Here is a 16,170-nt window from a genome sequence, read left to right as displayed (position 1 = left end):
TGGCACGAAGCCTGCAATATGAACATCAAAACAAAAAAGCAAACACGGAGACAGACACCTGATGCGCTCTTGCATCGTCTTCACGCGCCTGGTCCCGCTGGCCTCTGCGTTATGCCTTGTTCCGGTTCAATCAAAGCAAGATGACCCGCCGCACGTCGCGTCCATCGGACGGGCCTGTGGCCATAACAGGAGATCTCCATGAGTGTCACCCCGCAAAGCAGCGCGCCCAGCACCACCAGCACGCCCTTGAGCGCCACCGAATACCGCAAGCGTATCTTCGCCATCCTTGGCGCCTCCTCCGGCAACCTGGTGGAATGGTTCGACTTCTACGTTTATTCCTTCTGTGCGATCTACTTCGCGCCGGCCTTCTTCCCCAAGGGTGACGCCACCAGCCAGTTGCTGAACACGGCGGGCGTATTTGCCGCCGGTTTCCTGATGCGTCCCATCGGCGGCTGGCTGTTTGGCCGCATTGCCGACAAGCACGGCCGCAAGACCTCCATGCTGATCTCGGTGCTGATGATGTGCGGCGGCTCGCTGGCCGTGGCCGTGCTGCCGACCTACGCCACCATCGGCGCCTGGGCACCGGCGTTGCTGCTGCTGGCGCGGCTGTTCCAGGGCCTGTCGGTGGGCGGTGAATACGGCACCTCGGCCACCTACATGAGTGAAGTGGCGCCCAATGGCCGCCGTGGCTTCTTCGCCTCCTTCCAGTACGTGACCCTGATCGGCGGGCAGTTGCTGGCCGTGCTGGTGCTGTTCGCCATGCAGCAGTGGCTGACCAAGGCCGAGCTGATGGCCTGGGGCTGGCGCATTCCCTTCGTGCTGGGCGCGGTCGGTGCGCTGGTGGCGATGTACCTGCGCAGCTCGCTGGCCGAGACCTCCTCGGCCGGTGCCCGCAAGAAGAAGGAAGCCGGTACCCTCAAGGGCTTGCTGCAGCACAAGCGCGCCTTCCTGAACGTGGTGGGCTTCACCGCCGGCGGCTCGCTGATGTTCTACACCTTCACCACCTACATGCAGAAGTACCTGGTCAACACCGCCGGCATGGACCCCAAGGTCGCCAACGGCGTCATGACCGGCGCGCTGTTCGTCTACATGATCCTGCAACCGATCTTCGGTGCCATCTCCGACAAGATCGGCCGCCGCAACTCCATGCTGTGCTTCGCCTTCTTCGGCATGGTCGGCACCTTCCCGATCCTGCACTTCCTCAAGGACGTTTCCAGCCCCGGCGTGGCCATGGCCCTGGCCATCCTGGCCCTGACCATCGTCAGCTTCTACACCTCCATCAGCGGCCTGATCAAGGCCGAGATGTTCCCGCCTGAAGTGCGCGCCCTGGGCGTGGGCCTGTCGTATGCGGTTGGTAACGCCATCTTCGGTGGTTCGGCTGAATTTGTGGCGCTGTCGCTGAAGTCGGCGGGCGTGGAATCGGCCTTCTACTGGTACGTGAGCGCACTGTGCCTGGTGGCGCTGATCATCAGCCTGCGCATGCCGGACCCGCAACGTGACGGCCACCTCAAGGGTGATGTCGCCATGAACCCGGACGATGAGCACGGCGAGGCCGATGCCGCTTCCGGCAAGCTGCACAAGCCAGCCTGATCGGTGCTGGCCCGCGCGCGGCTGCCTGCGGTGGCGCGCGGCGCGTTATCATGACGCCTCCAACGCGGCGCCCTGCGGGGCGCCGCGCTGCTTTTGACCCTATCCTTCATGCGCGCGCGACGAAACCTGCTGATCCTGACCCTCTTCCTGGCGGCCACCTTGCTGGTCTGCGGGCTGACCTATCGCATCGCGCTGGGGCGCGCCGAGAGCGATCAGCAGAATCAGGCCGCCGCGCAATTGCAGATCGCCGCGCTGGACCTGGAATCGATCCTGCAGAAATATGAAGCTTTGCCCTTTGCCTTGGGCTTCCAGTCCGATGTGCGGCAGGTCTTGCAGCATCCCGAGGATGCGCTGTCGGTGGATCGGCTCAATCGCGCGTTCAAGACCATCCAGCAGCAGTCGCGCGCGGTCAATATCTTCATGCTCAACCGCCAGGGTATGACGCTGGCTTCCAGCAACTGGGATGAAGAATTCAGTTACGTCGGCCGCGACTTCGGTTTTCGTCCTTACTTCCGCGAAGCCATCCAGGGCCGGGCGGGACGGTTCTACGGCATCGGCAACATCTCCAGCGAGCCGGGCTATTTCATCGCCCAGCCCATCTATCGCCGCCAGGACCAGGCCGAGGGTGACCTGCCCATCGGGGTGATGGTGGTCAAGGTGGACCTGGCCGAGTTCGAACATACCTGGCGCAGCAGCAGCGATCCGATCACGCTCACCGATGCCGGCGGCGTGGTGTTCCTCAGCAACCGGCCCGAATGGAAGTACCACAGCCTGCAAGCCCTGAGCGCGCCGGTGCAGCGTGAGCTGGAGCGAACCCATCAGTATGCGGACCTGCCCATCACGCCGGTCTCGACCTTGCCGCCGGCTTTGCAGCGCGGCTTCGGTACGCATGTATCGCGGCCGGTGGGGCGGCTGGGATGGCAGTTGATGCTGTTTCCCTCGCAGGCGCGCATGCAGCGTTCGGCCATGCTCTCGGCCATGGCGGCCGCGCTCTTCATGGTGGCGCTGGCCATCTCGCTGCTGGCCTGGTACCAGCACCGGCGCCGCCTGCAGGAGCGGCTGGCCTCGCGCAACGCCTTGCGCCGCGCCGCCGAGGAACTGGACCAGAAGATCGCCCAGCGCACCCAGGAACTGACTGCGGCCAACCAGGCCATCGCCGCCAAGTACGCCAAGCTGCAGCAGACCGAGAGCCTGTTGCGCACCACCCAGGACGAACTGGTGCAGGCTGGCAAACTGGCCATGCTGGGCCAGATGGCCGCCGGGATGACGCATGAACTGAACCAGCCGCTGGCCGCCATCCGCGCCTTCGCCGACAACTCGGTGAAGTTTCTGGCACGCGGCCAGAACGCGCAGGTGGCCGAGAACCTGGAACACATCAGCCACGCCAGTGCCAGCATGGGCAAGATCATCGGCCAACTGAAGGGGTTTGCACGCAAGAGCGGGCAAGCCGTGGCGGCCGTCGACTTGCGCCACGCGGTGGAGGCATCGCTACGGCTGCTGTCCAGCGACTTCGAGAAGCAAGAGGTCGAGACGCACATCGCCATGCCGCTGGCTGTGCATGTGACCGGCGACGCCGTGCGCACCGAGCAGGTCATCGTCAATCTCTTGCGCAATGCGCTCGATGCGGTGGAAGAAGCGCCTCGCAAGTGCGTCTGCGTGATCCTGGAGGTCGACGCAGAGCGCCAGCAGGCGGTGCTGCGCATCCGCGATTCCGGTGCCGGCATCGCCGATGAGGTAGTGCCGCACCTGTTCGAGCCTTTCTTCACGACCAAGTCGTCGAGCAAGGGGTTGGGACTGGGGCTGGCGATTTCCTCGTCCATCGTCCAGGCCATGAATGGCCAGTTGAGCGCACATAATCATGAACAGGGCGGCGCGGAATTCGTGGTGCGCCTGCCGCTGTTGAAGACGGAGAATGAATCTGATGGATAACCCCGCCGCTGCCCCCAGCGCCTTGCTGATCGAAGATGAACAGGCCGTGCGCCGCGCCACTGCCCAGGCCCTGGAGCTGGAAGGTTTTACGGTGACCGCCTGCGCCAGTGCCGAAGAGGCGCTGCCGCTGCTGACCCGGGATTTCCCCGGCGTACTGGTGACCGACGTGCGCCTGCCGGGCTGGTCGGGTTTGCAGGTGCTGGCCCATGTCATGCACATCGATCCGGATTTGCCGGTGATCGTGGTCACCGGCCATGGCGATGTCAGCATGGCGGTCGAGGCGATGCGCGCCGGGGCCTATGACTTCGTGGAAAAACCGTTCGGCTCGGACAGCCTGTTGGAGATCGCCCTGCGGGCCCAGGAGAAGCGCAGCCTGGTGCTGGAGAACCGTCGCTTGCGCGAAGCCTGGGCACATGATCCCGAACTGCCGCCGCTGGTGGGCCAGTCACCGGCCATCGAGCGGGTGCGCACGCTGATTCGTAGCCTGGGGCCGGCCGATGTGGATGTGCTCATCAATGGTCAGACCGGCAGCGGCAAGGAAGTGGTGGCGCGCCAGCTGCACGCCGCCAGTGGCCGCAAGGGACCATTCGTGGCCCTGAACTGTGGGGCCTTGCCGGAGACGGTGTTCGAGAGCGAGATCTTCGGCCATGAAGCGGGGGCCTTTACCGGTGCCCAGAAGCGCCGCATCGGCAAGCTGGAATATGCCAACGGCGGCACGCTGTTCCTGGATGAAATCGAAAGCATGCCGCTGGCCCTGCAGGTCAAGCTGTTGCGCGTACTGCAGGAGCGGCGTCTGGAACGGCTGGGGGGTAATGAATCGGTGGCCATCGATTGCCGCGTGGTGGCGGCCAGCAAGGCTGACCTGCTCAAGCTGTCGGCCGACGGGCAATTCCGCGAGGACCTGTATTACCGCATCGGCGTGGTCTGTATCGACCTGCCGGCCCTGAACCAGCGCAGCAGTGATATTCCGCTGTTGCTGGCGCACTTCTGCCAGGCCGCATCGATACGCTACCGGCGCGAGGTGCCGCCGTGGACGGCGGCCCAGATGCAGCAGTGGCAGCAGCGCGAATGGCCGGGCAATGTGCGCGAATTGCGCAATTTTGCGGATCGCTGGGTGTTGGGGGTGGAGCAGATCGCCACCGGCGGAGCGCCGGTGTCCTTGTCGCAATCCTTGCCGGAACAGGTGGAACAGTTCGAGGCCGGGCTGATTGCAGCCGCCTTGAGGGACAGCCAAGGCAGCGTGGCGCAGGCAGCCGACCGGCTGGGCATTCCGAAAAAGACGCTCTACGACAAGATCCGCAAATATCAGTTGGCCGGTGCTTGATGGCGTGGGCGTGCGTGCGCGTCTTTTCTTCAGGTGAGCCTGTGCGCAGATGAAAAAACGCCGCTGCGGTGATGATCCGCAGCGGCGTTTGTGCTCTTGAGCAGTGCTTGCGTACGCAGGCACTGCGAGCAGGGTCCTGCTCAGTCCTTCTGGTATTGCGGCGAACGCGGGCCATACAGCAGGCCGTTGTTGCCACCGGCACGCAGCAGGCGGTTGCTGGTCACGCTGGCCATCTTGTAGCTGGCGTCGGTGGTGGTGCTGATGATCTGGTTGACCACGGCCGAGAGCAGTACACCCAGCAGACCATTGTTCTGGTTCTGACGACCTTCCGCGCTGGAGGCGCTGGCCGAACCCTGCCACAGGGTCTTGCCGGAACGCAGGTCGACCAGCTTGGCGTCAGCCGACACCACCGTATCGCTCTGCACCACCTTGTAGGAGGTGCCATAGTCGGTGATGTTGATGTAGAGCCCGGCGTCGGCGCCGAAGATCTCACGCAGCTTCTTGACCGGCACCTCGTGAATGTCGGCCGCGTTGGCCAGGCCGTTCTGCTTGAAGGTCTCGCTGGCCAGCGACACCGGGATCACGTAGTAGCCCGATTCGGCCAGCGGCTGGGTGGCCTGCGCCAGCATGCCGTAGGGGGCGATGACTTCGGAAGAACTGTTCATCGGCGGCAATACCAGGATCGAGGCCGGACGCGCCGCCTTGAACTCGGCATAGTCATACGGCTTTTGCTTGGTGGCGCAACCCGCAGCCAGCAATGCCAGCAGTAGGGCGCCAAGCGCCTTGAGTTTGTTCAGCATCATTTGCTCAATCCCTTTTTGTAGTTGCGCATCAGGAAGTCCATGTAAGGCGCCGATTCCGGGAACAGCGTCTTCTCGGTCTGCAGCTCCTGGATCAGCTGGTCTTCCTTGCCGATGGAGGCGTACAGCATGCCCAGGTGGGCGTGGTAGCCTGGGGGCACGGCGTCGTTGTTGGCGCGCATCTTCTGCAGGTTCTCTTCAAGTGCGGCGATTTCGGCGGCATTGCCGTTGCCTTCGGTCTTGAAGTGTTCGTACAGCTGGTCCTGGTAATTGCCCCAGCCATAGAGGGATTTCTGCTGGTGATTGGCGCAGCCGGAGAGGGCCAGCGCCAGGCCGAGGGCGAACCCGGCAGCGAGTTTCTTGTTCATCATGGTCGGTCTCTTGCGTTCGTGGGAGGGGCTCAGGGCTTCCATGCGCCGGAATCGATACCGGTCACCAGGTTCTGCACCGCTTCGCGGATGGCCAGGTCAAGCACCTTGCCATTGAGCGTGGAGTCGTAGCTGGCGGTGCCGCCGAAACCGACGATCTCGCGGTTGTCCAGGCTGTATTCGCCTGCGCCTTGCGCCGAGTACACCACCTGCGAGGTGTTCACGTCCACGATGTTCAGGGCGACCTTGGCATAGGCCACCTGCGACTTGCCACGGCCAAGGATGCCGAACAGCTGGCGGTCGCCGGTTTCCTTGCGGCCGAACTCGGTGACGTCACCGGTGACCACGTAGTTGGCGCCCTTGAGGGCTTGGGTCTGCTTGTTCAGCTTGGCTTCCTGCGCCAGCTCGCCCATGTTGTCACGGTCCATCACGGAGAAGCGGTTGCTCTGCTGCAGATGGGTGATCAGGATGGTCTTGGCCTGGCCGCCCAGACGGTCCACGCCATCCGAGAAGATGCCGCGCAGATAGCTGGAACGGTTGTCGAACTTGCCGACGGCGATCGGGCTGCGCGCTCCCTGATAGGCCTGCTGCGCGCTGGCCACCTGGGCCACCGGCAGACTGCGTGAATTCTCCGTGGCGCAACCCCCCAGCGCCGTCACCATGGCAACTACCGCCACGGTCGTGACATACCTGCTAAACATAGTCTTTTCCCCGAATTGTTGATGTCGACAAGGGCAGCCCGACTGCCCTTCGATTCATGTTGATGCGCTCGAAAGTGTCGCACATTGCGTGCGGGCAAGTTTCGATTCGGCAATTTTATCAGCAGACAAGAGGAAAAGATGTAGAAAAATCGCTATTGCTTGATGAAATTTAACGGAAAAGCAGATCCCTGATCATGCTGATCACGGTCCGTGCGGGCCCGCATGATGGCGGGTGATATCATCCGCCTCACGCGGACGCCTGGCGTCCATCTTCATCAAGAATCAAGGCTATTCCCCACATGCGCGACATCATCAATGGCTTCCTGCGTTTCCAGCAGGATGTCTTCCCTTCCCGCAAAGAACTGTTCAAGAGCCTGGCCAACGGCCAGACGCCCACCACCCTGTTCATTTCCTGTTCCGACAGTCGCATGGTGCCCGAGCTGGTGACCCAGCGCGAACCGGGCGACCTGTTCGTCATCCGCAATGCCGGCAACATCGTGCCGTCCTTCGGTCCGGAGCCGGGCGGCGTGAGCGCCACGGTGGAATACGCGGTGGCCCAGCTGAAGGTGTCGGACATCGTCATCTGCGGCCACTCCGATTGCGGCGCCATGACGGCCGTGGCTACCTGCGCCTGCCTGGACCACATGCCGGCCGTGCGCAACTGGCTGCATCACACCGATGCCGCCCGGATGATCAACGAGTCGCGCCACCACGAAACCGAAAAGGACCGCATCGACGGCATGGTGCGCGAGAACGTGATTGCGCAACTGAACAACATCCGCACCCATCCCTCGGTGGCCGTGGCGCTGGCACAGGGCCGGCTGGGGCTGCATGGCTGGGTCTACGACATCGAGAGCGGGTCCATCCTGGCGCACGATACGGCGACCAATACCTTCGTGCCGCTGGCCCAGCATCCGGCAGCCAGCAGCAACGATTGACCTGCCTTGAGAAGGCGCTGGTCAGAGGTTGAGCATCTTCATGCTGGCCTCGGTATAGCGCTCCCCGGCGGCTGCCCCGCGCGGGAAGACGGCCTCCAGCGCCATCAGGTCCTGCGCAGAAAGCTTCACCGAGAACGCGCCCGCGTTCTCTTCCAGATAGCGTCGGCGTTTGGTGCCGGGGATCGGCACGATGTGCGGGTCCTGGGCCATCACCCAGGCCAGGGCCAGCTGGCTCGGCGTGCAGCCATGCCGGGCTGCCATTTCCTTCACTTGCTCCACCAGCCGCAGGTTGCGGGCGAAATTCTCGCCTTGGAAGCGCGGATTGGTGCGGCGGAAATCATCCTCGGCCAGATCCTCGAAGCGTTGCAGCGCGCCCGTCAGGAAGCCCCGTCCCAGCGGGCTGTAGGCCACGAAGCCGATGCCCAGTGCGCGGCAGGTGGCCAGCACCTCGGTTTCCGGATCGCGCGTCCACAAGGAATATTCGCTTTGCAGCGCCGTCACCGGATGCACCCGGTGCGCCCGCTCCAGCGTGGCCGACGAGGCTTCGGACAAGCCGATGTAGCGGATCTTGCCGGCCTGCACCAGGTCGGCCAGCACGCCCATGGTGGCCTCGATGGGGGTGTTCGGATCCATGCGGTGCTGGTAGTAGAGATCGATGGTCTCGATACCCAGGCGCTTGAGGCTGCCTTCCACCGCCTGGCGGATATAGGCCGGACTGCCGTCGACGCCGCGCGCGGAGGGATTGGCCGGATCGCGCCGGATGCCGAACTTGGTGGCGATGAAGAACTTGTCGCGCCGGCCCTGGAGGGCGCGGCCGATCAGTTCTTCATTGGTGTAGGGGCCGTACATGTCGGCCGTGTCGAGCAGGTTGATACCCAGCTCCAGGGCGCGGTCGATGGTGGCCAGCGATTCGGCGTCGTCGCGCTGCGCATAGAAATCGCTCATGCCCATGCAGCCCAGGCCGATGGCCGAGACCAGCGGGCCGTTGCTGCCCAGGCGGCGGGTACCGACGTGCGAATCCGGTTGCAGGTGAGAGGTGAGGGGTTCGGTCATGGTGCCATCCTTTCGGGGTGAGGAGCGTCGGCCTTGCTGCTGGGGAGTGCGCGGGCAGGTTCAGCACGGGCCTCTTGCTCCAGTTCGTCGTACAGGACCAGCTTGCGCTGCAGGACGGCCAGGTTCTCCTGCAGCTCGGCCAGGGTGTGTTGGACGCAAAGCGTATGCGCCTGCAGCATGGCTTTGCGTTCTCTGACGCTTTCCAGGGTATTGCCCTCGCGGCGCAGCTCGGCGTAGCGCAGCATTGCGCGCACCGGCAGACCTGTCGCTTTGAGCTTCTTCAGGAAATCGATCCAGTTCAGGTCTTCCTGGGTGTAGCGGCGATGGCGGTTGTCGCGCCGTTCCACCGGATCGAGCAGGCCGATGCGTTCGTAGTAACGCAGGGTATGCACCGACAGGCCGGTGGCGTCGGCCGCTTGGGCAATGGTGAGGGAAGTCGTCATGGCAGCCAGTCTAGAAGTTGGAGTGCGCTCCAAGTCAAGCGCTGTCTGCCATTATCGGCATTCAGATCGGAGTGCGCTGGTGGCGGCGAGTTCACGGCCGTGCTTGCTGTGGGCGAGCGCCTTGGCAGCCAGTACAATGCGCGCTGCCTTCTTTTCTGTTTCGGAGAATTCCCGCATGCATATCGACGCCGCCACCCAACTCCTGCTCGACGCCCGCCACAGTGGCCTGGCCCTGGACTGGCGCCGCCTGGCCGTCGGCGATGCCGATATCGCCTACGCCGTGCAGGACGCTCAACTGCAACGCCTGGGGCCGATCGGGGGCTGGAAGGTCGGTAGCAAGGGGGATGGCAGCCTGCCAGCTTGTGCGCCGCTGCCGGCCTCCGGCGTACTGGCCTCGGGAGCGCCATTGCGCGGGCCGCAATGGCGCATGCGCGGTCTGGAAGTGGAGTTGGCCTTGCGGGTCGGGCGTGATTACCATCCCGGCGATCAAGTGCCGGATGAGGCCGAGTTGCGCACGGTCTTTGACGCCATCCTGCCGGCCATCGAAGTGGTGGAGACGCGCCTCGGTCATCCGCCCTGTACCAACCCCTGGGCCGGCATGGCCGACCTGCAAAGCCACGGTGCCCTGATCATCGGTGCCGCCCAGCCGCTGCCGGCCACGCTTTCGTTGCGCCAGATCGCGGCCAGTCTGCACATCGATGGCCAGGAGATCACCCGCACCACCGGGGGCAACCCGGCTGACCTGTGGCCCATGCTGGGCTGGCTTGCACTGCATTGCGCGCGCCGTGGCCAGCCATGGCGCCAGGGCCAGGTCATCACGACCGGCTCCTGCACCGGGCTGCAGCTTGCACGCGCAGGGCGACAGATCGAGGGTGCGCTGGAGGGGATCGGTGCAGTTTCGTTCAGTTTCGCCAGCTGAACAGCAGCAACTTTTTACGTCATGAGCTGACCGATCAGGCGGCCCACTTCTGCATGCACCGCATCACGCCGGGCATCGGTGGCCGCATTTTCGGTGAGATAGACCGCAAACAGCAGCGGTGCGCCTTTCTCTGTCCACACCACGCCCACATCGTTGGCCGTGCCCAGCCGTCCCGTCCCGGTCTTGTCGCCGACCTTCCAGCCCTTGGGCAGGCCGGCGCGCACGCGCTTGTCGCCAGTCTGGTTGGCCACCAGCCATTGCACAAGCTGCTGGCGCGAGGCCGGTGTCAGCGCATTGCCCAGCACCAGCTGGCGCAGGTCGGCAGTCATCGCGGCCGGAGTGGTGGTGTCGCGCGGGTCGCCGGGAACGGCTTCGTTGAGCGTGGGCTCATTGCGATCCAGCCGGGTCAGTTCATCGCCCAGCGACCGCACGAAGCGCGTCATGCCGGCGGGACCGTCCATGCTCTCCAGCATGAGATTGGCGGCGGTGTTGTCCGAAAGAGTGATGGCGGCCTCGCACAGCTGTGCCAGCGACAGGCCATCCCCGCCGGTGTGCTTGCCGGTGGTGGGCGAGTAGGGCACCAGGTCCTGCTGGCGATAGACGATACGGCGCGCCAGCTGCTCCTTGCCCTCGTCCACGCGACGCAGCACGGCGGCCGCCGCGAGGAACTTGAAGGTACTGCACATGGGGAAGCGCTCATCGGCACGATAGCCCCAGTGGCGGCCGCCGGCGGTATCGACCAGCGACACGCCCAGACGCCCGCCGATATCGGCTTCCAGGCGCGACAGCGTGGCGGTCAGTGCGGATGAGTCCACAGTTTTACTTGCGCCTTGCAGGCTGGCCGCCCAGCTGCGGCTGATCAGGCCGGCACCGGCCAGCGCGGCGACGGACAGAAAATGACGTCGTCCAGACATGGATACTCCTCGATGAATGATGGCAACAGGGCTGCATCATAGGCAGTAGTCGCGGTGCTCACAATTCACGATAATTGGACGCAAGCCCAAGAAAAACTGATGCCTGGAGTGTTCATGTACCTGCCCCTCAATGCCTTGCGCGCCTTCGAAGTCTCGGCCCGCCATCTCTCCTTCACGCGCGCCGCCGAGGAATTGAGCGTGACCCAGACCGCCGTCAGCATGCAGGTCAAGAATCTGGAGCAGCGGCTGGGCGTGACCCTGTTCCGTCGCCTGCCACGCGGTCTGGCCCTCACCGACGAAGGGCTGGCGTTGCTGCCGGTGGTGGCGCAATCCTTCGGGCGCATCGCCGATGTGCTGGCCCAGTTCGAAGATGGCCGGCGCCGCGAGGTGCTCACCGTCGGGGTGGTCGGAACGTTCGCCGTGGGTTGGCTCATGCCGCGCCTGCGCGAATTCCAGCAGCAGCATCCCTTCGTCGACCTGCGCCTGCTCACCAACAACAACCGTGTCGACCTGGCCGGTGAGGGGCTCGATTATGCGATTCGTTTTGGCGATGGTGCATGGCATGGCACCGATGCTGAACGTCTGTTCGAAGCGCCACTGGCACCCATGTGCGCACCGGAGATTGCCGCGCGCTTGCGCACGCCCTCCGACCTGGCGGCCGAGACGCTGCTGCGGTCCTATCGCAGTGACGAGTGGCACCGCTGGTTTGCGGCCGCCGCTGCGCCTTGCCCGCCCTTGCGCGGCTTCGTATTCGACTCCTCGCTGGCGCTGGCTGAAGCGGCTGCGCAAGAGGCCGGCGTGGCGCTGTTGCCGGTGATGATGTTCCAGCGCGAATTGCGGCAGGGGCGGCTGGTCTGCCCCTTCGAACAGCGCATCGTGCTCGGTGCCTACTGGCTCACGCGCTTGAAGTCACGCCCGCAAACCGCCGCCATGGCGGCTTTCCGGACATGGCTGAAGGTGCAGGCAGGCTGCGTGTAGGGTTGGCTGAAGTGATGATTACGCGCAACAACCACAGCCATGTCAGAGAAATCCTGATAGACGCGCGGCCTGCATGCACCTAGAATAAATGATATAAACAATTTATACGGTTCGTGCCGGCCGTATGAGTCGACACCATGGACAGACCGGCACTGGCAGAAAACCTTCGGGAGCCTGCCATCAGTCAATAGTGAAAGGGGGTAAGTCATGCACTACTTCGCACAACTCTATCGCAAGCTGGTTGATTTTCTCAATGACTCCAGTGAACTCGACACCGGTTCGCACCGCGGTGCGCCGCATTGCTGCAGCCTGTATTCGGGCTTGTCGAGCATGTCGCAGGAAGAGCAGCGTCACTGACATCGCGAGTCATTGACTCGTCACGCCTGCCTCACCTGCCGACCCGGGCCGCGCCAGCGCCCCGGGTTTTTCTTTGTCTGCACGGACAACACTGTACGTTTTGGAGATTGCATCGTTTCTCTAACGAGTGTCATCAGGAATTTTCCGCTAATCAATCCGCTCAAGATGTAATACAGTCGGGCCACAAGCCGGGGCGATGTCGCGGCGAAGCAACTTCACTCAGGCTCAGATGACACAACTCAAAAAAATCAGCGTCGACGACTTGGCCGTGGGCATGTATTTTTCCGGTTTCGATGGCCCCTGGATCGACAATCCGTTCTGGCGCAGCAAGTTCCTGATCGAGCAGGCCGCAGACATCAGCCGCGCCCGCAGCGCCGGCTTCGAGTTCTGCTGGATCGACGTCGCGCTGGGCCGGGATGTCATTCCGGGTAGCGCCGTCGAAGCAATGGACGTGGCCGCAGAACCGCGTGTGAAGCCGGTGCCGCTCACGCCAGAGGACGAGTATCGCAACGAACTGAGCGAAGCCCTGCGGCTCTACGAGAGCGCCAAGGTATCGACGCAGCAGATGTTCCGGCAGGCGCGCCTGGGCAAGACCCTGGATGTCGCGCAATGCCAGGACCTGGTGGAAGAAATCGCCGCCTCGGTCACGCGCAATTCGAATGCCCTGCTCAGCATCATCCGCTTGAAGCGCGCCGACGAATACACCTACCTGCATTCCATTGCCGTCTGCACCATGATGGTGGCACTGGCACGCACGCTGGGCATGGACAATACGGCCTGCAAGGAAGCCGGACTGGCCGGCTACCTGCACGATGTGGGCAAGGCGTTCATTCCGCTCGACGTGCTCAACAAGCCCGGCAAGCTGACCGATCAGGAATTCCGCATCATCCAGCGCCATCCTACGCTGGGCTATGAATACCTGAGCGGCTTCGCGGGGGTGCCGGACTATGTGCTCGACGTCTGCCTGCATCATCACGAAAAGATCGATGGCACCGGCTATCCGGGGCGTCAGCAGGGCAACCAGATCGATCTGTATTCGCGCATGGCGGCGGTGTGTGACGTGTATGACGCCATCACCTCCGACCGCACCTACAAATCCGCCTGGGACCCGGCCGAGTCGCTGGCACGCATGGCCAGCTGGAGCGGCCACTTCGATCGCCCCATCTTCCTGACCTTCGTCAAGACGCTGGGCATCTATCCCATCGGATCCATCGTCAAGTTGCGTTCAGGCCGCACAGCGCTGGTGATTCGCCAGAATCACAAGGACCTGACCAAGCCGGTCGTCAAGGCGTTTACGACGGCGCTCTCGATCGAATCGCTGGAGAGCGAGATCATCGATCTGTCCTCGCCGGACCAGGATGATGTGATCAGCGAACGCAGTGGCCAGGACTGGATCCGCAGCAACGGACTGGTGCTGGATTCGCTCAAGGCACTGGTGGAAGGAAACGAGAGCCCGGGTTAGCCGGGACATCAGACGTGCGACAGTTTGATGGCGGAAGCCCGGTGCGCGCCTGCGCACCGGGTTTTTTATTGCAGGCAGTACTTGCGCTCAGCGGGCACCGAGGATGTGCGCGATGCGTTCCTCATTGGCCGGATGGCTGGACAGGTAACGTGCTGCCGGACTGTCCTTGCTCTTGCCCATGTCTTCCAGTTTCTCGAACACCAGCGCCAGTTTCTGGCGCGGCAGGCCATTGGCCTTGAACATGGCGATGGCGTAATCATCGGCCTCGCGTTCGATATCGCGCGAATACTTCAGATCCAGCAAGACCGTCGGGATGTTGGCCAGGACCGCCGAGACATCGCCGAACAGCAAGGTGGCCGTGGCCGCGATGGCCGAACTCTGGATCAGCCGCCGCATCAGGTGGCGCCGGTGCACATGGCCCAGTTCATGGGCCAGCACCCCCATGAGGGCGTCATCATCATCAAGCAGCTGCACGATCTCATCGGTGACCACGATCTGGCCCGAGGGCAGGGCGAAGGCGTTGGGGCCGATGCGGCTCTTGCGGAACACGATCTGGTAGTCGGGCGCATCCGCCATCGGCGCGGTCAGGGCACGAAAGCGCGACGTGATGCCCTTGGCCCGCTGGGCGTCGAGCTGGCTGGGGGCCAATACGTGCTGGTCGAGGAAGTCCAGCGTACCTTGACCGACCTGGCGATCCACCGCCACCGGCAGGATGGCCGTGATGCCCTGCGCGGCCAGCGGCAGCAGGTACAGGTAGCTCAGTACCACCACCGCGACCAGCGCCGCGCAGGCCGCCAGCGCATGCCGCCAGCTTTGCTGCAGCCGGACCACCAGTGAATCGCGGTGGCCGGTGTCGTGCAGCAGGGCGCTGAAGGCAGCACCGTCGATGATCTCCAGATAGGCACCATCGGGGAAGCTGACCTTGCGCGCTGCCCGGTTCAGGCGCTCGGAGACGCGCAATTGGGCGATCGGACAGTCCCGCTCCACCTCGCCGCGCACCTGGGCCATGCCATCGCTGACGGCCAGCGTCACCTGGTGGCGCTTTGACGTCTTGCCGTCGTAGTAGGAAGCGGAGACGGTCATGGCTTACATCGACAGGTCGAAGTCGAGCAGGTCGCCCAGGCCTTCGCCGGTGGCCGAGCCGGGTGATTCGCTGGAAGCGATGAAGTCATCCAGGCTGCCCGCCGGCAGCAGCGTGACCGACTCGATGCGGTAGCGCATCATGCGGATCTGAGCGAAGGGGGTGAACAGACCCAGCGTGAAGGCGATGCCGAGCACGTTGGTGAGCAGGATGATGGCGGTGCGGCCCCAGCGCATGCGGCTTTCGAAGCGATGCTCGCCCAGGCGCGTATTGTTCCACACCAGGTTCTGCAGCAGCGTGATCCACAGCGGAATGATGAGGAAAGACCAGGCATACAGGGCGAACAGCATCAGCCCGAACGCGGCGATCGAGCCCGCACCCGACTGCACCGACTGGAACAGTGCCACGCCGCCAAAGCCGACCACGATGAGCACCGAGCCGGCGATCCAGCCGCCGATACCGGCCGCAAAGGCCAGATAGAACGCGCCGACCGAACCGTGGAAGGAAAAGTGGGTGGCACCGAAGCGCGCTTCATTGTGCTGGAAGCGCTTGAAGCGCTGCGCCGCCATCGGCATCAACAGGCCCAGGCTGATACCCGAGAGCATGGGCCACAGCAGGAAATTCTTGAATGCGCCGCCGAAGCTGCCGCGAAAACCGAAGCGGATGCCGCGATAGCTGGTGTTGTAGAGCTTGAACTGCAGGCTGCGCCAGATCAGCCAGGGACTGGCCAGCATCAAGGCCAGCGCGGCAATCAGGCCCAGCAGGAGGTTGATGTAGCCGGCGATCTGGTACGCCACGATCAGCACGACGGCCAGGATGCGTCCCTTGAGGATGGCGACGGGGTTGCCGTGATAGTCGAAGCTGGCCCCGGCCACCGAGGTGTTGTCGTAGAAGTAGCGCAGCCGACGCACTTTGGCCCAGGCCGAATAGATGCCCAGCGTAACGATCGACAGCAGCAGGTTGACGATCCAGATGCGGAAATATTCGGAGCCGCGTCCGCTGAAGGTAAAGGCCTGCGGTGCACTGTGGTCGGCCGAGTCACGCAGGGCGGTCGCGAAATTGCCGGGCGCCGCCGGAACGGAAGGCGAGGGAAGGGAAGATTCAGGCAAGTCAGGATGATCGTTCATGGAAGCTCTTGTATTGGTCGTTGTATGGAAGAGGTCTGCCGATGGGGTCGGGCAAGAATCCATTGCTCGCAAGTAAAAGTCAAGTTGTCGCTGATCACCACGCTGCTTGTATGGATGTTGTAGGTATCGGCCTCGCATTTGTTCGTGCTTCACTGGTCTGACCTTCTGCAGAAATGCACTGTTTGT

At 63.6% G+C, this 16,170-nt stretch carries 16 protein-coding genes; 8 read left to right on the top strand and 8 right to left on the bottom strand.

The window, feature by feature from the left end; genetic code table 11:
• Positions 1 to 198: 198 nt before the first annotated feature.
• The 3 genes from MKD49_RS02855 (at position 199) to MKD49_RS02845 (ending at position 4,843) form a co-directional block, all read left to right on the top strand.
• Positions 199 to 1,590 (top strand): MFS family transporter, encoded by a 1,392-nt coding sequence (locus tag MKD49_RS02855; protein ID WP_209584231.1) that lies wholly within the window; start codon positions 199 to 201, stop codon positions 1,588 to 1,590.
• A gap of 108 nt (positions 1,591 to 1,698) precedes the next feature.
• Positions 1,699 to 3,519, top strand: a complete 1,821-nt coding sequence (locus tag MKD49_RS02850; RefSeq protein WP_252695397.1) for an ATP-binding protein — start codon at positions 1,699 to 1,701, stop codon at positions 3,517 to 3,519.
• Positions 3,512 to 4,843 (top strand): sigma-54 dependent transcriptional regulator, encoded by a 1,332-nt coding sequence (locus tag MKD49_RS02845; RefSeq protein ID WP_252695396.1) that lies wholly within the window; start codon positions 3,512 to 3,514, stop codon positions 4,841 to 4,843. Before MKD49_RS02850 ends, MKD49_RS02845 begins: the two co-directional genes overlap by 8 nt.
• A gap of 140 nt (positions 4,844 to 4,983) precedes the next feature.
• Here MKD49_RS02845 and MKD49_RS02840 read toward each other — a convergent pair whose 3' ends face one another.
• From MKD49_RS02840 to MKD49_RS02830, 3 genes are read right to left on the bottom strand one after another with little or no spacing between them, the layout of a single operon-like run.
• Positions 4,984 to 5,646 (bottom strand): DUF799 domain-containing protein, encoded by a 663-nt coding sequence (locus tag MKD49_RS02840; RefSeq protein ID WP_252695395.1) that lies wholly within the window; start codon positions 5,644 to 5,646, stop codon positions 4,984 to 4,986.
• Complete coding sequence (locus MKD49_RS02835; RefSeq protein WP_034338340.1) at positions 5,643 to 6,014, bottom strand: DUF4810 domain-containing protein; 372 nt, start codon at positions 6,012 to 6,014, stop codon at positions 5,643 to 5,645. Before MKD49_RS02835 ends, MKD49_RS02840 begins: the two co-directional genes overlap by 4 nt.
• A 29-nt stretch (positions 6,015 to 6,043) precedes the next feature.
• Positions 6,044 to 6,712, bottom strand: coding sequence for a CsgG/HfaB family protein (locus MKD49_RS02830; RefSeq protein ID WP_204725811.1), 669 nt, complete (start codon positions 6,710 to 6,712; stop codon positions 6,044 to 6,046).
• Positions 6,713 to 7,011: 299 nt separating this feature from the next.
• On the opposite strand from MKD49_RS02830, the gene MKD49_RS02825 reads away from it, so the two are divergent.
• On the top strand, positions 7,012 to 7,650 hold the full coding sequence (locus MKD49_RS02825; RefSeq protein WP_034338314.1) for a carbonic anhydrase: 639 nt from the start codon (positions 7,012 to 7,014) through the stop codon (positions 7,648 to 7,650).
• Positions 7,651 to 7,671: 21 nt separating this feature from the next.
• Here MKD49_RS02825 and MKD49_RS02820 read toward each other — a convergent pair whose 3' ends face one another.
• Both MKD49_RS02820 and MKD49_RS02815 read right to left on the bottom strand, forming a co-directional pair.
• Positions 7,672 to 8,703 carry an aldo/keto reductase gene (locus MKD49_RS02820; protein WP_252695394.1) on the bottom strand — a complete coding sequence of 344 codons (1,032 nt, stop codon included), beginning with the start codon at positions 8,701 to 8,703 and terminating at the stop codon, positions 7,672 to 7,674.
• Positions 8,700 to 9,146 carry a MerR family transcriptional regulator gene (locus MKD49_RS02815; protein WP_252695393.1) on the bottom strand — a complete coding sequence of 149 codons (447 nt, stop codon included), beginning with the start codon at positions 9,144 to 9,146 and terminating at the stop codon, positions 8,700 to 8,702. The genes MKD49_RS02820 and MKD49_RS02815 overlap by 4 nt, the downstream gene beginning before the upstream one ends.
• 175 nt (positions 9,147 to 9,321) lie before the next feature.
• Between MKD49_RS02815 and MKD49_RS02810 the strand changes: the two genes are divergently transcribed.
• Positions 9,322 to 10,065, top strand: a complete 744-nt coding sequence (locus MKD49_RS02810; RefSeq protein WP_134137452.1) for a 2-keto-4-pentenoate hydratase — start codon at positions 9,322 to 9,324, stop codon at positions 10,063 to 10,065.
• Positions 10,066 to 10,079: 14 nt separating this feature from the next.
• Here MKD49_RS02810 and bla read toward each other — a convergent pair whose 3' ends face one another.
• Positions 10,080 to 10,979, bottom strand: coding sequence for a class A beta-lactamase (bla, locus tag MKD49_RS02805; RefSeq protein ID WP_252695392.1), 900 nt, complete (start codon positions 10,977 to 10,979; stop codon positions 10,080 to 10,082).
• Between the two features lie 114 nt (positions 10,980 to 11,093).
• Between bla and MKD49_RS02800 the strand changes: the two genes are divergently transcribed.
• The 3 genes from MKD49_RS02800 (at position 11,094) to MKD49_RS02790 (ending at position 13,776) form a co-directional block, all read left to right on the top strand.
• Positions 11,094 to 11,957 carry a LysR family transcriptional regulator gene (locus tag MKD49_RS02800; RefSeq protein ID WP_252695391.1) on the top strand — a complete coding sequence of 288 codons (864 nt, stop codon included), beginning with the start codon at positions 11,094 to 11,096 and terminating at the stop codon, positions 11,955 to 11,957.
• A 207-nt stretch (positions 11,958 to 12,164) separates the two neighbouring features.
• Entirely contained in the window at positions 12,165 to 12,314 is a 150-nt protein-coding gene (locus MKD49_RS02795; RefSeq protein ID WP_166675078.1) for a hypothetical protein, read from the top strand.
• Between the two features lie 229 nt (positions 12,315 to 12,543).
• Positions 12,544 to 13,776, top strand: coding sequence for an HD-GYP domain-containing protein (locus tag MKD49_RS02790; RefSeq protein ID WP_204725805.1), 1,233 nt, complete (start codon positions 12,544 to 12,546; stop codon positions 13,774 to 13,776).
• Positions 13,777 to 13,863: 87 nt separating this feature from the next.
• Here the strand turns inward: MKD49_RS02790 and MKD49_RS02785 are convergent, their stop codons facing one another.
• The gene (locus MKD49_RS02785; RefSeq protein ID WP_134137447.1) at positions 13,864 to 14,859 is read right to left on the bottom strand and encodes a M48 family metallopeptidase; all 996 of its coding nucleotides are present in this window, start codon (positions 14,857 to 14,859) and stop codon (positions 13,864 to 13,866) included.
• Between the two features lie 3 nt (positions 14,860 to 14,862).
• Positions 14,863 to 15,984, bottom strand: a complete 1,122-nt coding sequence (locus tag MKD49_RS02780) for a YjgN family protein (RefSeq protein ID WP_121045171.1) — start codon at positions 15,982 to 15,984, stop codon at positions 14,863 to 14,865.
• Positions 15,985 to 16,170: the final 186 nt, after the last annotated feature.

This window comes from Herbaspirillum sp. WGmk3 (assembly GCF_023952535.1).
Lineage (GTDB): Bacteria > Pseudomonadota > Gammaproteobacteria > Burkholderiales > Burkholderiaceae_D > Herbaspirillum > Herbaspirillum huttiense.
This window is presented reverse-complemented; position numbering and strand designations above follow the sequence as displayed.

What these genes read in the sequence shown, in the direction of transcription:
- MKD49_RS02855 (WP_209584231.1), top strand. Translation starts at nt 199, where the DNA reads ATGAGTGTCACCCCGCAAAGCAGCGCGCCCAGCACCACCAGCACGCCC.
- MKD49_RS02850 (WP_252695397.1), top strand. Translation starts at nt 1,699, where the DNA reads ATGCGCGCGCGACGAAACCTGCTGATCCTGACCCTCTTCCTGGCGGCC.
- MKD49_RS02845 (WP_252695396.1), top strand. Translation starts at nt 3,512, where the DNA reads ATGGATAACCCCGCCGCTGCCCCCAGCGCCTTGCTGATCGAAGATGAA.
- MKD49_RS02840 (WP_252695395.1), bottom strand. Translation starts at nt 5,646, where the DNA reads ATGATGCTGAACAAACTCAAGGCGCTTGGCGCCCTACTGCTGGCATTG.
- MKD49_RS02835 (WP_034338340.1), bottom strand. Translation starts at nt 6,014, where the DNA reads ATGATGAACAAGAAACTCGCTGCCGGGTTCGCCCTCGGCCTGGCGCTG.
- MKD49_RS02830 (WP_204725811.1), bottom strand. Translation starts at nt 6,712, where the DNA reads ATGTTTAGCAGGTATGTCACGACCGTGGCGGTAGTTGCCATGGTGACG.
- MKD49_RS02825 (WP_034338314.1), top strand. Translation starts at nt 7,012, where the DNA reads ATGCGCGACATCATCAATGGCTTCCTGCGTTTCCAGCAGGATGTCTTC.
- MKD49_RS02820 (WP_252695394.1), bottom strand. Translation starts at nt 8,703, where the DNA reads ATGACCGAACCCCTCACCTCTCACCTGCAACCGGATTCGCACGTCGGT.
- MKD49_RS02815 (WP_252695393.1), bottom strand. Translation starts at nt 9,146, where the DNA reads ATGACGACTTCCCTCACCATTGCCCAAGCGGCCGACGCCACCGGCCTG.
- MKD49_RS02810 (WP_134137452.1), top strand. Translation starts at nt 9,322, where the DNA reads ATGCATATCGACGCCGCCACCCAACTCCTGCTCGACGCCCGCCACAGT.
- bla (WP_252695392.1), bottom strand. Translation starts at nt 10,979, where the DNA reads ATGTCTGGACGACGTCATTTTCTGTCCGTCGCCGCGCTGGCCGGTGCC.
- MKD49_RS02800 (WP_252695391.1), top strand. Translation starts at nt 11,094, where the DNA reads ATGTACCTGCCCCTCAATGCCTTGCGCGCCTTCGAAGTCTCGGCCCGC.
- MKD49_RS02795 (WP_166675078.1), top strand. Translation starts at nt 12,165, where the DNA reads ATGCACTACTTCGCACAACTCTATCGCAAGCTGGTTGATTTTCTCAAT.
- MKD49_RS02790 (WP_204725805.1), top strand. Translation starts at nt 12,544, where the DNA reads ATGACACAACTCAAAAAAATCAGCGTCGACGACTTGGCCGTGGGCATG.
- MKD49_RS02785 (WP_134137447.1), bottom strand. Translation starts at nt 14,859, where the DNA reads ATGACCGTCTCCGCTTCCTACTACGACGGCAAGACGTCAAAGCGCCAC.
- MKD49_RS02780 (WP_121045171.1), bottom strand. Translation starts at nt 15,984, where the DNA reads ATGAACGATCATCCTGACTTGCCTGAATCTTCCCTTCCCTCGCCTTCC.